This is a genomic window from Saccharomonospora xinjiangensis XJ-54 (assembly GCF_000258175.1).
Classification (GTDB): domain Bacteria; phylum Actinomycetota; class Actinomycetes; order Mycobacteriales; family Pseudonocardiaceae; genus Saccharomonospora; species Saccharomonospora xinjiangensis.
The window spans coordinates 4,547,322-4,562,672 of sequence record NZ_JH636049.1 but is presented as its reverse complement, the minus strand read 5'-3'; the positions used below and the strand labels follow the sequence as shown (position 1 = coordinate 4,562,672).

General features: G+C 70.7%; 13 protein-coding genes. 5 read left to right on the top strand and 8 right to left on the bottom strand.

The window, feature by feature from the left end; all coding sequences use genetic code 11:
- Positions 1-24: 24 nt before the first annotated feature.
- The 3 genes from SACXIDRAFT_RS21885 to SACXIDRAFT_RS20710 form a co-directional block, all read right to left on the bottom strand.
- On the bottom strand, positions 25-1,116 hold the full coding sequence (locus SACXIDRAFT_RS21885) for a class I SAM-dependent methyltransferase (RefSeq protein ID WP_050986969.1): 1,092 nt from the start codon (positions 1,114-1,116) through the stop codon (positions 25-27).
- 207 nt (positions 1,117-1,323) lie between these two features.
- A complete protein-coding gene (locus tag SACXIDRAFT_RS21880) occupies positions 1,324-2,334 on the bottom strand; it encodes an NAD-dependent epimerase/dehydratase family protein (RefSeq protein WP_006240639.1) in 1,011 nt (336 codons plus the stop codon).
- Between the two features lie 84 nt (positions 2,335-2,418).
- Positions 2,419-3,477, bottom strand: a complete 1,059-nt coding sequence (locus SACXIDRAFT_RS20710; RefSeq protein WP_006240638.1) for a ParB/RepB/Spo0J family partition protein — start codon at positions 3,475-3,477, stop codon at positions 2,419-2,421.
- 187 nt (positions 3,478-3,664) lie between these two features.
- Between SACXIDRAFT_RS20710 and SACXIDRAFT_RS20705 the strand changes: the two genes are divergently transcribed.
- Positions 3,665-6,316 carry an AfsR/SARP family transcriptional regulator gene (locus tag SACXIDRAFT_RS20705; protein WP_006240637.1) on the top strand — a complete coding sequence of 884 codons (2,652 nt, stop codon included), beginning with the start codon at positions 3,665-3,667 and terminating at the stop codon, positions 6,314-6,316.
- On the opposite strand, the gene SACXIDRAFT_RS20700 is transcribed toward SACXIDRAFT_RS20705, so the two are convergent.
- Positions 6,296-7,999: a SulP family inorganic anion transporter gene (locus SACXIDRAFT_RS20700; RefSeq protein WP_006240636.1), complete on the bottom strand. Its 1,704-nt coding sequence runs from the start codon at positions 7,997-7,999 to the stop codon at positions 6,296-6,298. The two genes, SACXIDRAFT_RS20705 and SACXIDRAFT_RS20700, sit on opposite strands and share 21 nt — an antisense overlap.
- The gene (locus SACXIDRAFT_RS20695) at positions 7,996-8,331 is read right to left on the bottom strand and encodes an ArsR/SmtB family transcription factor (RefSeq protein WP_040922848.1); all 336 of its coding nucleotides are present in this window, start codon (positions 8,329-8,331) and stop codon (positions 7,996-7,998) included. Before SACXIDRAFT_RS20695 ends, SACXIDRAFT_RS20700 begins: the two co-directional genes overlap by 4 nt.
- Before the next feature lie 177 nt (positions 8,332-8,508).
- On the opposite strand from SACXIDRAFT_RS20695, the gene SACXIDRAFT_RS20690 reads away from it, so the two are divergent.
- The 3 genes from SACXIDRAFT_RS20690 to SACXIDRAFT_RS20680 are packed head-to-tail and all read left to right on the top strand — an operon-like array spanning position 8,509 to position 12,046.
- On the top strand, positions 8,509-9,033 hold the full coding sequence (locus SACXIDRAFT_RS20690) for a PadR family transcriptional regulator (RefSeq protein WP_006240634.1): 525 nt from the start codon (positions 8,509-8,511) through the stop codon (positions 9,031-9,033).
- The gene (locus SACXIDRAFT_RS20685; RefSeq protein WP_006240633.1) at positions 9,030-9,710 is read left to right on the top strand and encodes an ABC transporter ATP-binding protein; all 681 of its coding nucleotides are present in this window, start codon (positions 9,030-9,032) and stop codon (positions 9,708-9,710) included. The genes SACXIDRAFT_RS20690 and SACXIDRAFT_RS20685 overlap by 4 nt, the downstream gene beginning before the upstream one ends.
- Positions 9,707-12,046, top strand: a complete 2,340-nt coding sequence (locus SACXIDRAFT_RS20680; RefSeq protein WP_006240632.1) for an FtsX-like permease family protein — start codon at positions 9,707-9,709, stop codon at positions 12,044-12,046. Before SACXIDRAFT_RS20685 ends, SACXIDRAFT_RS20680 begins: the two co-directional genes overlap by 4 nt.
- 50 nt (positions 12,047-12,096) lie before the next feature.
- Here SACXIDRAFT_RS20680 and SACXIDRAFT_RS20675 read toward each other — a convergent pair whose 3' ends face one another.
- Positions 12,097-13,074, bottom strand: a complete 978-nt coding sequence (locus tag SACXIDRAFT_RS20675) for a ring-cleaving dioxygenase (protein ID WP_040922847.1) — start codon at positions 13,072-13,074, stop codon at positions 12,097-12,099.
- Between the two features lie 55 nt (positions 13,075-13,129).
- On the bottom strand, positions 13,130-13,687 hold the full coding sequence (locus tag SACXIDRAFT_RS20670; RefSeq protein ID WP_006240630.1) for a YceI family protein: 558 nt from the start codon (positions 13,685-13,687) through the stop codon (positions 13,130-13,132).
- 89 nt (positions 13,688-13,776) lie between these two features.
- Here SACXIDRAFT_RS20670 and SACXIDRAFT_RS20665 point away from each other — a divergent pair, with 89 nt between their 5' ends.
- Positions 13,777-14,259 (top strand): MarR family winged helix-turn-helix transcriptional regulator, encoded by a 483-nt coding sequence (locus SACXIDRAFT_RS20665; RefSeq protein ID WP_006240629.1) that lies wholly within the window; start codon positions 13,777-13,779, stop codon positions 14,257-14,259.
- Here SACXIDRAFT_RS20665 and SACXIDRAFT_RS20660 read toward each other — a convergent pair.
- A complete protein-coding gene (locus SACXIDRAFT_RS20660; RefSeq protein ID WP_006240628.1) occupies positions 14,238-15,332 on the bottom strand; it encodes a phosphotransferase in 1,095 nt (364 codons plus the stop codon). The genes SACXIDRAFT_RS20665 and SACXIDRAFT_RS20660 overlap by 22 nt on opposite strands.
- Between the last annotated feature and the right edge of the window lie 19 nt (positions 15,333-15,351).

The following is a 15,351-nucleotide window of genomic DNA, read 5'->3' as shown; positions in this document are numbered from 1 at the left end:
GCTCCTGCTGCCGGGTTGTGGTGCTCAGCGCGCCACGGCCACGATCCGGTAGGTGTTGCCTCCACCGCCCCTGCTGATCAGCGGATGGAGCAGCGAGTCCACGGCCAGTGCGAGCGCGAGCGCCGGAGCGGCCAGCACCATCGCCGCCGTTCTGGCCGCCCGTCCCGCCACGCTCGCCCTCCGCGACGACCACGGCCACGAGCGGGCCGGAGGAAGCCGGTGGTTGAGGGCCGTGAGCAGTGCGGCGACGTTGTCGAAGGGTTTGTTCGCCGCACCGCGCCGCACGTCCGCCACGGTGAAGCCGAGTTCCCCCAGCGCGCCGCACACGTTGTCCGCGGGCATGAGGTGCAGGTTCTGCGGGGCCAGCCAGCAGTACCAGTAACGGCCGTGCAGATCCGCGTACCGGCTGAGCGGGTTGACCTGTTCGATCAAGACCACGCCGCCGGGCCGCAGCAGGCGCCGCGCGGCCGCGAACTGCGCTCTCGGGTCGGCGGTGCGTTCGGCGTAGTGGACCAGACTCACGACGTCGAACTCGCCGGGGTGGTCCTCGGCGAAGCGGGTCAGCGGGCGCTGGTCGGCCTCGTCGGTCCAGCCACGGTCCCTCGCGCGCAGCACCTCGGGGCTCGGATCGAGAGCCGTCACGCGTGTCCCTGGCAGCATCCGCCGCGCCTCCCGGCACAGATGTCCCTGCCGGGCGCCCACGTCCAGCCACGATGTCGGGCGGCGGTGAGCCGTGACCAGCCGCACCCGCGCACGCTGCGCCGAGCGGCTGTACTCCGCCACCGAGGCGTAGTGGTCGCGGCCGAGACCGTCATAGGAGTCCCGGCAGTAGTAGGCGAGCGCGGCAGGCGTGAGCCGGGGGTTCTGGAACACGTGGCCGCAGGATCGGCATTCGTCCATGTCGAACACGCCTGGCTTGCACTGGCGGGTATCCACGAGCCGGGCACGGAATCCCGGTCCCGGATGTCCGCACCACGGGCACGTTCCCGCGCGCGGGCCGCAGAACATGCCCTGCGCGAGCAGGCCGGCCAGCTCGCGTTCGTAGTCCGTCCTGCGGCGATCCTCTTCATCGGCACCGTCGAAGGACCGCTCGGTGCTCGACAGCTCGCCCACCATTCCTCCGAATGTGCTCGGCTTGTCTATCGGGACAGGACGATTCACGTCCACCGCAGTGCGCGGCGGTGCTGCCCGTCAATTCGCGGTGTCGATTTCCGGGAATCGTTTCCCGGAGCTTTTCCAGCTTTTCCCGCTGCTGTTTCCGGTCACCTGTTCGCCGACCGTAGCCAGCGTTTCCCGTGCGACACAAGGGATCGGGGGTGTTCGTCAGGTTCGCCCCGATGAACCGGAAAAGGCGCGTACGGTACGGCGCAGGCCGTCCTTCATCGACACGGTGACGCGGAATCCCAGGCCACCGAGTTTCGTGGCGTCGCAGTGTTGTCTCGTCAAAGCACGGGGCAGTGCCGCCCCGGTGTCGGCTGCCACGACAACGTATCCGTTCTTCACGATCGCGCGGGCGCGGTCGGGGTCGGGCTTCTCGCACTCGCGCCGCGCCTCCTCGATGAGGTCCTCGACGAGGTCGAGCGTGGTGCGGTGGGCGGCCGGTGCCATGTTGAACACCTCTCCGAGGGCACGCGGGTGGAAAGCCACGGTGCGCAAAGCCCGCACGGCGTCGCTGACGTAGACGTAGTCGCGGCCGTGCTCCATCGAGCCCTCGTAGACCACCGGTGGGAGCGGGCCGTCCGGCGCGAACAGCCTGCTCAGAGTGCGAGGCACGATGCGGGAGCCGGTGTGCCGGTCGCCGGGCCCGAAAACGTTGCACAGCCGCAGTGTCGCCACCGGTAACCCGAGTTCGTCGCCGTAGAGGCGCGTGACCGTGTCGGCGGCCAGTTTCCCGACGTCGTAGACACCCCGCGCCGCCAGCGGTGACGTTTCCAGGTAGGCGTCCGCATGAAGTTCGCCGTAGACCTTGTCGGTGGAAGCGAGCACGAACCGGTGCAGGTTCGTGCAATGCCTTCGTGCGGCTTCGAGCAGGTTCATGGTGCCCGTGACGTTGCACATGAGGGAGCCGTGCGGGTCGGCGAAGGCGGAGTCGATGGTCGAGGACGCGGCGAGGTGGAACACCACCTTCGGATCGACCTCGCGCATCACCTCGCGGCATCCTTCGGGGTCGGTCACGTCGAGGCACACCGACTCGGCATGGCCGTCACGCCAGGGAAGGCGATCGACCACGACGACACGGTGACCGTGCCGGGCCAGGCTCCGGACCAGGTGGCCGCCGACGAAGCCACATCCTCCCGTGACGAGCACGGTGGATCGTGCGCTGCTGCGTTCCATGTCGCGTTCCCATCCAGACGGCGGCCAGCGCGGCGTCAGTGCCTGCTCTGCCTGCTCTGCCTGCCCTGCCACGGCCTTCGCCGGTCACCGGGCCTGCTCCGCTGATCCTTTCGCCTCGCCGAGCTCGCTGCGGTCGTCGAATTCTTCGAGTTCGGTGACGCGCTCGGCGAAGTCGGCCCAGAAGCGCGCGTTGTGGCGGGCGAGTGCGGCGACGACTCCGAGGCAGTGAGCGGGAATTCCCGTGGCGGGTGGTGAAGCGACACCGGCAACGGTGTGCTTGTCGAGCCAGCGCAGCAGCGCCTTTCCCGCCTCGCTGAACCGCAACGACGGGTCGCGGCGCAGCATGTGCAGGATCGCGTCGGGGCCGGGCTCCGCCACCGTGCGGGTGCTCGTGCGCCTTCGCGATGGCTCCCCTCGTGTGCGGCTCGTTCGCGCCGCGCCGTCCTTCCGCGCGGGCACGGGGTCCAGTCCCGCGCTGATCCGGTTGCGCACATCGAGCACAGTGGACGGAGCGATTCCCACAGCCCGCGCCACGGCACGCAGGGATCGGGCCGGGTCGGCCCGCATGAGGTCGGCGGCCTGCCTGCGCCCCACCGAGCTGTCGATAGGGCGGTTCCTGCCGTCGCGCCCGATTCTGGTGTTCGACCGCTCGTCTCCGACACTCGAACACCGGCGAAGCGCACCCACCGTCGTCGCGGCAAGCCCGCTGACGCGGGCGATCCACCGATCCGACCGCAGCGGGTGTGTGCGGATGATCCGTGCGGCGGCGGCCTTGCGGTCGGCCAGCGACAACGGCAGGCCGTGAGCCCTGTTCGCCTCGACGGCGAGCACGAAGGCGTCGTCGGGGTCACCGTCGAAGAACCGCACTGCGATCGCGGTCCTCCCCGCGAGTTCCGCGGCGCGCAGGCGATGCACACCGTCGATGACCCGCATGGTGGGCCGGTGGACGATGATCGGGGGAAGGCTGGTGCTCGCCGAGGCCAGGGCCAGCACGTGTGCGTCATCGACCCCGCCGGTACGGGGAACGACACCGAGCCGTAACAGTTTGACGGGTACGAGTTGCTCCGGAACCTCGGCCGATTGGTGCGCATGCCACGGCGAAGGGGCCTCCGCACACGCCCTTCCCCGTACGTCATCCGCCATCGGCGCCCCCTTCCCGGGCCGTTCGTGTGCCACCTCGTCACCGCTGCCACAGACCCGCCAGGACGTGTCCAGGATCACCCGGTTGCCGGTGTGCGAGGACTGTGCAGACAGACAGTCTTGCGATCGACCGCACACAGATACGCACACGCCGCGCGTATCGGCAGGCCGTTCGAGGGGAGCGTCGGTGATGCATGGCAGCCGCACGGTGGAATTCCGGTTGCTCGGCCCGGTCGGCGTCCGCCTCCACGGCCAGAACCGCCCCGTGGGAGGGCCGAGGCAGCGGGCGGTGCTCGTGGCGTTGCTGTTGCACGCCAACAAAGAGCTGCCGACGGCGCGGCTTCTTGAACTGGTCTGGCACGACCTGCCCACCTCCGCACCCTCCAACCTGCGCACCTACCTGACCCGCCTTCGCAGGGCATTGCGGGTGCCGGGCGAGCCGGAGTCGCGGCTCCGGACCGGCAGGGGCGGCCACCTTGTGCACGTGCGGCCGGGCGAGCTGGACCTCGCGACCTTCACCGACCTCGCGGCGAAGGGAGAGCGGGCCACCAACCGTGCCGTCGCCTGCCGCTACTTCGAAAGCGCTCTGGCCACCTGGCACGGCAGGGCACTGGACACCGTGGCTCTCGGGCCCCAGCTCGAAGCAGAGGCGGCCCAGCTCGAAGCGCGCAGGGAACAGGTGCGCGAGCAGTACCTCATGACCCGGCTGGCTCTCGGACGGCACGCCGAGGTACTGCCTGAGCTGCGCGCCCTGCTGTTGAAGAACCCGCTCTGGGAGCGGGTGGCCGCCATGCTGATGCTCGCGCTGCACCGATGCGGCCAGCGCACCGAGGCGCTGACCGTGTTCCGGCAGACCAGGGTGAGGCTCGTCGAGGAACTCGGTATCGAGCCGGGCACCGAGCTGCGTTCCCTGCATCAGCAGTTGCTCGCGGGCGGAGAGGGTGACAGCTTTCTCCTCGCGGCTGCCACGCCAGGACGTGCGGTGACCAGCGCCGGCGGCACCGGTGGCGAACCAGCCCAGCCGTGCGACGAACCTCCGGCACCCCCGGCGCCACGCGCGGTGCTCGGCGAGCGGCACTCCCCGCACCCGGCCGAACTCCCTGCCGATTTACCTTCCTTCACCGGGAGGGCGGCGGAACTGGCCGAACTCCTCGGCGACTGCTTCCCCGAGGACGACCGGGGGCCGGCGATCACCACGGTGGACGGCATGGCAGGCGTGGGCAAGACGACGCTCGCGGTGCACGCTGCCCACCGGCTCGCGCCCGCCTTCCCCGACGGACAGCTTTTCGTCGATCTGCGCGGGCACACGCCCGGCACCGGTCCGCTGTCGCCGGACGACGCGCTCGGCCAGATGGTGCATGCCCTCGGAGTGGCCGAACGGAACATTCCCGGCGACATCACCGCCCGTGCCAACCTCTTCCGGTCGCTGCTGGCCGACCGCGCGGTGCTCGTCCTGCTCGACGACGCGCATAGCGAGGAGCAGGTCCGCCCCCTGCTGCCCGGTGCGGGCGTGAGCCGCACCGTGATCACCAGCCGCACGCGTCTGACCGGGCTGCCGCAGGCGCACCCGGTGTCCCTCGACATCCTTCCGCTGCACGACGCCGTAACCCTGTTCACGCGGGTCGCGGGCGCGGCACGGCTGAGCGGGCAACGGCCCGCGCTGCTGGCCGAGGTGGCGAAACTGTGCGGGCAGTTGCCCCTGGCGCTGCGCATCGCGGCGACCCGGTTCCGCGACCGTCCTTCGTGGACACTGGAGCACCTGCGGGAACGGCTGCGCGACCATCGGAGGACTCTGCGGGAGCTGTGCGCGGGCGGGCACGGCGTCGCGGGTGCATTCACCGTGTCGATGACCAGGATCGGCCCGGAAGCACGGCGGGTGCTGGCACTGCTGTCCCTGAACCCGGCGACGAGCATGCATCTCAACGCCGCAGCCGCGCTCGCCGGTCTCGGCGTCGCCGAGGCCGACCGGGTGCTGGAGCGGCTCGTGGATGCCCACCTGCTGCGGCAGTCCGCCCCGTACCGGTACGAACTGCACAATCTTCTCGCCGCGTTCCTCGCCGATCGGGTTCGCTCCCAGCACCGTGCGGACGTCCACGCCGCGATGCGCCGCCTGCTCGACTGCTACCTGCACACGGCGGACGCCACCGACCTGCTCATCCATCCCGCACCGAGGCGCACGCCCCTCACCCCTCCCGACCCCGTGGTGGTGCCGCTGACGTTCGGCGGTGTCGAGCAGGCGCTGTCCTGGTGGGACGACACCCACCCGCACCTGCGGCGGCTGGTCGAGGCGGCGGAGGAGCACGGCTTCGACGAGCACGCGTGGCAGCTTCCGCTCCGGCTCACCGGGTACTTCGACCTGCGCGGCCACTGGCACGACGCCATCGCCGTGTACGAGACGGCACTCGCCGCGGCCCGCAGGAGCGGTGAGAGTGCCGCGGAGAGCGAACTGTTGCTCGGCATGGCGTTCGGACACGCCCAGTTGCACCGCTACGAGGAGGCCGCCGACCACTACGCCGAGGCTCTCGCCGTGTGCCGCGAGAGCGGCAACCTCTACGCAGAGGGGTTCGCGGCGATGGCGCTGGCCGAGGTGTGCCGGAGGCTGCGACGGCACGACGAGGCCGAGGGGTATCGCAAGGTGGCCATCGACGTCTACCGGGGTCGCGGCGGTGACGAGGCCATCGCCGCGACGCTCGACCACCTGCGCAACACGGTGTGGTCCGGGCCAAGGGCACCTCGGCCGAGGGCGAGAACAGCACGAACAGCGCGGCAGACTGCTGCCTTGACCGGATCGTGTCTTGTGCCGATCACCGTTCGCGGGCGGTCAGCCGGGTCCGGGTCGTGACGCCGGGAGTGTTCCGGTGCCGTGCAGGTGCGCGCGGGCCGCGGCGATGGCCTCGGGGGTCGTGGTGAAGACCCTGCCCGCGTCCGTGAGCCTGGTGAGCAGGCCGAGTGCTTCCAGCGGCCTGCGGTGGCCGTCCCGGATGCCGGAGATGTAGACGACGATGCCCCGGTGTTCGAGTTTCTCGACGGCGTCCTTGAGCACGAGCGCGCCGCTGGCGTCGATGGTGGTGACCCGTGACATTCGCAGGATCAGCGCCGACATGTCGGTGACGTCGGCCAGCTCCAGCAGGAACCGGTGGGCTGCGGCGAAGAACAAGGGCCCGTCGAGGCGGTAGGCCACGATGTGCTCCGACAGCAGTGCGTGTTCCTCGTCGGTGGTGGCTCCGGGAAGGTCCCCGGCGAGCGTGATCTTGTGCAGGCGGGCGTTGCGCGCGATCGAGCGCAACGCCAGCGCGCCTGCCAGGAGCATCCCGATCAGCACTGCGTAGATCAGGTCGAGGGCCACGGTGGCGACGGCGGTCACGGCGAGCACGACGGCGTCGGGCCGGGTCGCCCGCGCCATCGCGGTGACGCTGCCGACCTCCACCATCCGCACCGCCGTGGCCAGCAGCACCCCCGCGAGCGCGGCGAGCGGTATCGCGGACACCAGCGGCGCGGCGGCGTAGACGATCACGGCGAGCACGGCGGCGTGCGTCAGCGCCGCGAGCCGGGAACCGGCGCCCGCCCTGACGTTCACGGCCGTGCGGGCGATGGCGCCCGTCGCGGGAACTCCGCCGAAGAGCGGCGCGGCGAGGTTGGCAAGGCCCTGGCCGAACAGTTCGCGATCGGGGTCGTGCCGCTGTCCCACGGTCATGCCGTCGGCGACGGAGGCCGACAGCAGCGACTCCAGCGCGGCCAGTGCGGCGACGGCGAACGCGGACGGCAGCAGGCCGGGAATCGTGGCGAGGTCGAGGAAGCCGAGTGACGGCGCAGACAGCCCGGAAGGCAGTTCACCGATCGGCGTCACGTCGAGGCCCGCGATCTCGACGACCACGGTCGCGACGATGATCGCGAGGATGGAGAAAGGGACGCCGGGGCGCCAGCGGCTACCGGCGAGCATCACGACGGCCACGCCGACGGCGATCGCGACCGGTGTCCAGTGCGGCTGCCCCACGAAGGCCACCACGGCCTGCCAGGTGAGGCCGAGGACGTGGTCGCCGTCGAGCCCGTCAACGCCGAGCGCGTTCGGGATCTGCTGCAACCCGATCACGCAGGCGATGCCGAGCGTGAAACCCTCCACGACGGAGGCCGGGATGTAGCGCATCGCCCGCCCCGCGCGGGCGAAGGCGAGCACCACGAGAATGCCCCCGGCGATCAGCCCGACCGTGAGCACACCGCCGGGGCCGTGGGCCGCGGCGATCGGGACGAGCACGACGGTCATCGCGCCGGTGGGGCCGGAGACCTGCACGTTCGACCCGCCGAACACGGCGGCGAGAGCGCCCGCGACCACGGCCGTGGCGAGCCCCGCCTCCGCGCCGAGTCCCGAGGACACTCCGAAACCGAGCGCCAGTGGCAACGCGACGATCGCCACGGTGAGTCCGGCCAGCAGATCGCGGCGCGGGTTGCGCCGCACCGCCTTGAGATCGGCGCGGCCCGGCAACAGCGAACGCACCCGCGACCACGCGGCGGAGAGCGTCTCGCTCATCCGGCCTCCTCCGCGCGCAGCTCGTCGAGCAGTTCGTTCTGCCCTGCCAGCATGTCGGTGAGGATGCGGCGGGCCGCGCGCATCAACTCGGCGACGTCGCCGCCCGCGAGCGCGTAGACGACGGTCGATCCGTCGCGGGTGGCGGTGACGATGCCGGAGCGGCGCAGCACCGCGAGTTGCTGCGACAGGCTGGGAGCTTCGACGTCGATGGCGGCGCGAAGTTCGCGGACGGGTTTGGGGCCGTCCTGGAGCAGTTCGAGAACCCGGATGCGCACCGGGTGGCCGAGCATGCGGAAGAACTCCGCCTTCGCCTGATAGAGCGGGACCGGCACGGCACTCCCCACGCTGTCGGACATCGAGTGACCGCTCCATGATGTCTCGAATTGCAGAATTATGCAATTGTGCTTTCCGCAACAAGGCGAGCTATCCACCATGGGTATACATTTAGTGAATACACTCGGTGTATAGTCCGATGATCCAGTGACCGACGAAGACAAGAGGGGGAAGGCATGTCGGTGTCCAGGACACTGCTGGCCTTGCTCGAACCAGCGCCACGACACGGCTACGACCTCAAGCGCGCCTACGACGAGCGCTTCGCGCAGGGCAAACCACTCGCCTACGGCCAGGTGTACGCGACGCTGTCGCGGCTGCTGCGCAACGGCCTCGTCGAGGAGGCCGGGGTGGAGCAGGGCGCGGGGCCGGACCGCAAGCGCTACACCATCACCGACGCGGGCGTGACCGATGTGGAGAGCTGGCTGACCACCCCGGAGGACCCGGAACCGTACCTCCAGAACACCCTCTACACGAAGGTGGTGCTGGCGCTGCTGTCCGGCCGCAGCGCCCACGACATCCTCGACACCCAGCGCGCGGCTCACCTCGCGGTCATGCGGAAGCTGACCAGGCGCAAGGCCGAAGGGGATCTGGCCGATCAGCTCATCTGCGACCACGCGCTGTTCCACCTCGAAGCCGACCTGCGGTGGCTGGAACTGACGGCCGACCGGCTCGACGCGCTCGGCGAGGCGGTGCGGTCATGACCGAACCACTGCTGGTGGCCCGTGACCTGCACAAGTCGTTCGGCCCCACGACGGCGCTGCGCGGTGCCGGCGCGACCGTGAAGGCGGGTGAGGTACTGGCGGTGATGGGGCCGTCGGGGTCAGGCAAATCGACGTTGCTGCACTGCCTCGCCGGGATCGTCACGCCGGACTCGGGCACCATCCACTACGACGGACACGACCTGCACGCGATGAGCGACAGGCAACGCAGCGCACTGCGCCGCACCGAGTTCGGGTTCGTCTTCCAGTTCGGCCAGCTCGTGCCTGAACTGACGCTGTTGGAGAACGTCGCGTTGCCGCTGCGCCTGACCGGTGTCAGGCGCAGGGCCGCCGAGACCAGGGCCGGGAAGTGGCTGGAGCGGCTGCACGTCGGCGATCTCGGCTCGCGGCGGCCCGGCGACGTGTCCGGAGGGCAGGGCCAGCGCGCGGCGGTGGCCAGAGCGCTGGTCACCGGCCCGAAGGTCGTCTTCGCCGACGAACCGACCGGCGCACTCGATTCGCTCAACGGCGAGACGGTGATGCGGCTGCTCACCGAGGCCGCCCGCGACACCGGTGCGGCTGTCGTGCTGGTCACCCACGAAGCGAGGGTGGCCGCGCATTCCGATCGCGAGATCGTCGTCCGCGACGGCAGGGTGAGAGATCCGGAGCTGGTGGGATGATCCGCGATTTTCTGCTCGGGCTCCGGCTGGCCGTCGGGGGCGGCCGGGTCTCGGGTCAGGCTCTGCTGCGGCTGGCCATGACCACGCTGGGCGTGGCGCTGGTGGTCGCGCTGCTGCTTCCGGCGGCGTCGGTGATCACGCTCGTTGACGAGCAGCAACGCAGGGAGGCGGGTCAGACTCCCGTGCTCGTACCCCGGCCGGGTGTCGATCCGCTCTACCGGCTCGACTGGTTCCTCGACACCGGTGACGACTACGTCCAGGCCGTCGTCGTCGCCCCTGGCGGGCCGGACGCGCCGGTGCCGCCGGGGCTGGACCGGATTCCCGCGCCAGGGGAGGTCGTGGTCTCCCCCGCCGCGGCGGAGTTTCTGGCAGGCCCGCAGGGTGTCTCCGCGCGAGCACGGATCGGCGGCACCGTGGTGGGTGAGATCGGCAAGCCCGGACTGGCCACGGCGGGTGACCTCGTCGTCTACCTCGGCGCCGAGGAGGACCGGCTCAGGCAGGCCGGGGACACCGAGGCGGTCTACGGGTTCGGTGCCGAACCGGCTGCCATGGCACCGAACGTCACCGCCGCCGCGCTCGTGACACCCATCGCCGTCATCCTCGTGCTCCCGCTGCTCGTCTTCGTCACCACCGCGTCGCGGATGGGCGCGGCGCAGCGGGAACGGAGGCTGGCGGCGCTGCGCCTGCTGGGAGTCGGCGCCGCCCAGGTGCGCCGGATCGCGGCGGCCGAGTCGCTGCTCGGCGCGCTCGCCGGTCTCGCGGCCGGTGCCGCGCTGTTCATGATGCTGCGCCCGCTGATCGGCGGGCTCGATCTCTTCGGGCTCCGGTTCTTCCCCGAGGACTTCACCCCGCCCCTCCTGGTGGCGGTGGCGATCGCGCTGCTCGTGCCGGGGCTGGCCGTGGGCGCGGCCGTGTTCGGGCTGCGCCGGGTCGTGGTCGAACCGCTGGGCGTAGTCCGCCAGGGCGGGCCCCGGCGCAGGCGGATGGGCTGGCGGTGGGCGATCACCGCACTCGGCGCTTCGCTGATGACGGCGACGGTGTTCGTGGAGGAGAGGGAGAGCAGCGACCTCGTGGGACCGATCCTGGCCACGGGAAGCGGGCTGTTGCTGGTCAGCGTCGCGGTGTTGCTGCCGTGGGTGGTCGAGAAGCTGGTGTCCCGGTTGCGTGGCGGCTCACCTGCCTGGCAACTGGCGATCCGCAGGCTGCAACTCGACAGCGGAACCGCGAGCCGCGTCGTGTCGGGGCTGGCCGTCGTGCTGGCCGGGTCGGTGTTCGTCCAGACCCTGCTCGGCGCGATCGGCGGTGACCAACCCGGTCAACCCGGTCAACCCGGCCAACCCGGTCAACCCGGAGAAACCCGGTCGTCCTCCCCGGTGGCGGCCGAGGTCGTGGTGGACGCAGAGAACGCGGCGGAGGCGCAGCGCCTGCTCGCGGGCACTCCGGGAATCACCGGCGCCCATCACGTCGTGCGCACCTGGCTGCGGCCGGTGGACGACAGCGAGGGTGGCGGCGCGTTCGTGGAGATCGGCGACTGTGCGGCGCTCGCCGTCCTCGCCGAGATCGGGCGCTGCGCCGACGGTGATGTGTTCGTGGTCGGCTCCGAGGACGGAACGCCAGCCTGGCCGCCGAGTGAGCCGATGCGATTCGTCTCCCATGCGGGACCGGAAGCGGAACTCGGTCCCGTGTGGATACCTCGGGGCGAGGGCGTTCACGTTCCCGCGCAGCGGGCCACCCCTGCGGTCAGGGGTGTCGTGCTCGTGACGCCGGGAGCGCTCGGCCGGACACCGATGCCAGCTGGACTACAGGTGTTGTACGTGGTGGGTCAGGGCGAACCCGCTTCCGTCTACGAGGCAGCCGCACTGGCCATCGCTCCCCTGGCGTGGAACGCGGCTCTCGGGCCGGGCTCGCCGGACATGTTCGAAAGCGGGCGGCTGGACGAGGCGACGGCCACGCTGAGGAGCCTGCTGCTCGCGGCGTCGCTGTTCGTGCTGGCGGTGGCCGCGCTGTCGCTGCTGTTGCTGTCGATCGAGCAGATCGTGGAGCGGCGCCGCCCGCTGGCGGCACTGGCGGCCTCCGGGGTTCCACTGTCGGTGCTCGCGCGAGGAGCGCTGTGGCACAACGCCGTGCCGATGGCGGTCGGCGTTGTCCTCGCGCTGGTGGCGGGATGCGGCATCACACTGCCCATCCTGCGTTATGTGGGGCTGGACCTGTGGCTGGACGCAGGGCTTCTGGGGATCGTGTCCGGGGCGGCGGTGCTCGCCGTCCTCACGGCCACAGCACTCGCCCTGCCCCTTCTCCGGCAGGTAAGCAGGCAGGACGGCCTGCGATCCGAGTGACGAACCGGCCGGGGTGGCGTGCCCCGGTGGGCGCGCCACCCCGGCCGGGTTCACACCGCGGCCTGCTGCCCGAGATCCGGGTTGTTCTCGCCCGGAACGGCCAGTGAGGGAAGGGCGTTTTCGATCTGCTCGCGGTTCGGTTCGAGCCACGGCGGGAGCTTCAGCGCCCTGCCGAGTTCCAGCAGCGGCTCGTCAACACCGAATCCGGGCCCGTCCGTGGCGATCTCCAGCAGCGTCCCTCCCGGCTCGCGGAAGTAGATCGACCGGAAGTACCGGCGGTCGCGGATCTCCGTGACGTCCTTTCCGCTCGCGACCAGTTCGTCGCGCCAGCGTTGCTGCGTGGCGTCGTCTGGCGCGCGCAACGCCACGTGGTGCACGGTTCCTCCCGCGACAAGCCCGCGAGGTTCGGCCGGTGCGACGAGCACGTCCACCAGCGCACCGGGCCCTGTTTCGTCGGCGGCGAACCGCAGCCTCCGCCCGTGTTCCGCGGTGAGGCGAAGGCCGAGCTGCTCCAGCATGGTGCTGGTGCCTGCCGCGTCGGCGGTGGACAGCGTCACCGAGTGCAGGCCTCTGACGCCGTGCTCGGCGGGTACGACGCCGTTGTCCCACGCATCGCGCGGATCGGGCTGGGGGTGGGCGACGAGCATCAGTTCCAGCCCGTCGGGGTCCGAGAACGTCAGCGTCGCCTCGCCGTCGCGTTCGACCACCTCACCGACGTCGGTTCCGTGTCTCCGCAGGTGCTGCCGCCACCAGCCGATCGACTCGGCCGGCACGGAGAACGCCGTGGTGGTGGCCTGTCCCGCACCACGGCGCCCCGGGGGGACGGTGCCGAACGGGAAGAACGTCAGCAGGGTGCCCGGCCTGCCTTCGGCGTCCCCGTAATACAGGTGGTACACGTCGGGTGCGTCGAAGTTGACCGTGGTCTTGACCAGCCGCAGTCCCAGCGTCCGCAGGTAGAAGTCCGCGTTGGCCTGCGGGTCCGAGGCGATGGCCGTGACGTGGTGCAGCCCGCTGCTCGCGAGTGCCAGGAAAGGCGCTGAAGGCGCTGATGACATGGCAGGACTCCTCGTGCCGTCGTGCGGCTCAGCTCTGCTTGATGGCGGAGATCTCGAATTCCAGCGTGACCTTGTCGCTGACGAGAACGCCACCGGTCTCCAGCGCCGCGTTCCAGGTGACGCCGAAGTCCTTGCGGTTGATGGTGGTCGATCCCTCGAAGCCGACGCGGACGTTGCCGAACGGGTCGGTGGCCTGGCCCTCGAAGGTCAGGGGGATGGTGACCGTGCGCGTGACGCCCTTGATGGTGAGGTCACCGGTGACGTCGAAGCTGTTCTGGCCCGTCTGCGCGATCGCGGTGGAGCGGAAGGTGATCTCCGGGTGCTCGTCCATGGCGAGGAAGTCGTTGCTGCGCAGGTGCCCGTCGCGGTCGGCGTTGCGGGTGTCGATGCTCGCGGCCTTGATGGTCAGCTGCGCCGAGGAGGCGGCGGGGTCGTCGCCGTTGACGGTGGCGGTGCCGTCGAACTCGTTGAACGCGCCGCGCACCTTGGTCACCATGGCGTGCCTTGCCACGAAACCGATGCGGCTGTGGGAGGGGTCGATGGTGTAGGTGCCGGTCAGCTGGGCGTAGTCGGTGCTCGCGGTCATGTGTCCGCTCCTTCAGGTAGTTGACGTGTCATCCTGTCATCCCTCTCAACGTAGGTGACGCGTCAACCATTCCGGGTAGGCTGAGATGCGTGACACGATGGCTCGACGACCACGAACAGCGCGCCTGGCGCGGCTACCTCGCCATGCACGCCAAGCTCACGGCGCGCCTGAGCCGTCAGCTCCAGACCGAATCCGGCCTGTCCCTTTCCGACTTCGAGGTGCTCGTCCAGCTCACCGACCAGCCGGAACCGCGCATGCGCATCGGCAGGCTCGCGGTGGCACTCCAGTGGGAGAAGAGCAGGCTCTCCCACCACCTCGCCCGGATGCAAAAGCGGGGTCTCGTTTGCCGCGAGGACTGCCCCAGCGACGCCAGGGGCTCTTTCGTGGTGCTCACCGACCGTGGCCGCGAGGCCATCGAGCGCGCCGCACCTGGCCATGTCGCCACCGTGCGCGACCTGGTGTTCGATCAACTCACACCCGAGCAGGTCTCGGCGCTGGCCTCGATCGCCGAGAGCGTCCAGCGGCGGCTGGACGCCAGCGAGTACGACACTCAGCCCACGCCGAGCGCCTGATCCAGCAACCCACCCGGTGCCAGCGTCGCGGCGACGTAACCGAGGTTGTCCGACCGTTGGGCCTGTGCCGCGGTGGTGTCGAGCACCACCGCGGCGGGGTCGGCGACGTCCTCCAGCACACGCAGGCCGCGGTAGTAGCTCAGCAGCCGGTCGTCGGTCGCATGCGCGCCGTAACCCCGCAGGAACGCCTCCTGCTGCTCCGGCGTGACCAGCCGCCCCGGGAAAACGCCACCACCGAGGACGAACATCAAATCCCGCTCAGGCGGGGCGAGCACGCAGTCGTCGAAGTCCAGCAAGGCGACCGTGTCGGCTCCGGTGAGCACGAGGTTGCCCACGTGCGCGTCGCCGTGGCACGGAACGATTCGCACGTCACCGGCCCGCGCGGACAATGACCGCCCAGCACGCACAGTGCGTTCCCGCACTCCGCGCAGGTCGTCGCGCCGCTGCCGCCACAGCGCGGCAAGGCGAGTGAGACAGCCGTCCTCGCCGCGGTCCGGTGCCCGGTCCAGTGCCGCATCGACCCGGTCGAACGCGGCAGCCCACCGGCTGGGGTCGAAGTCCTCGCGCGGCAGCCACCGGCGCAGCTCGTCGTCGAGAGGCAGACCGTGGAGGGCAGAGAGAAGCCGACCGAACGCGACCCAGTGTTCGCTCGTCGGAGCGGACTCGGCGGCGCTGCGTCCTGGCAGCCACTCCACCACCGACAGCCGCCGCCCCGCCACCGTCGCCCACAGCGCGCCTGCCCTGGTTCGCACGGGCGCGGGCGCCCCATCCGGTTCAGGCGCGGGCGCCCCATCCAGTTCAGGCGCGGGCGCCCCATCCAGTTCAGGCGCGGGCGCCCCGCGCGTTGCCGACGCCGGCGTTGTGTCCGGCCGGACGGCGGCGAGCACCGAGGACAATACGAGCCCCGCGGGGGACCCGCCGGATGTCCACTTCACGGCGTAGGCGCGGCCACTGGGGACCTGGACCTTCCACACCGTCGCCGCCCGGTCGGTGCCCTCGCCGATCGGCACGACCTCCCGAACGTCGAGCGCGAAGTGCTCACCCAGCGCCCCGGCCACGTCGATGTCGCTCATCGTGTGGGCACTCTACCGG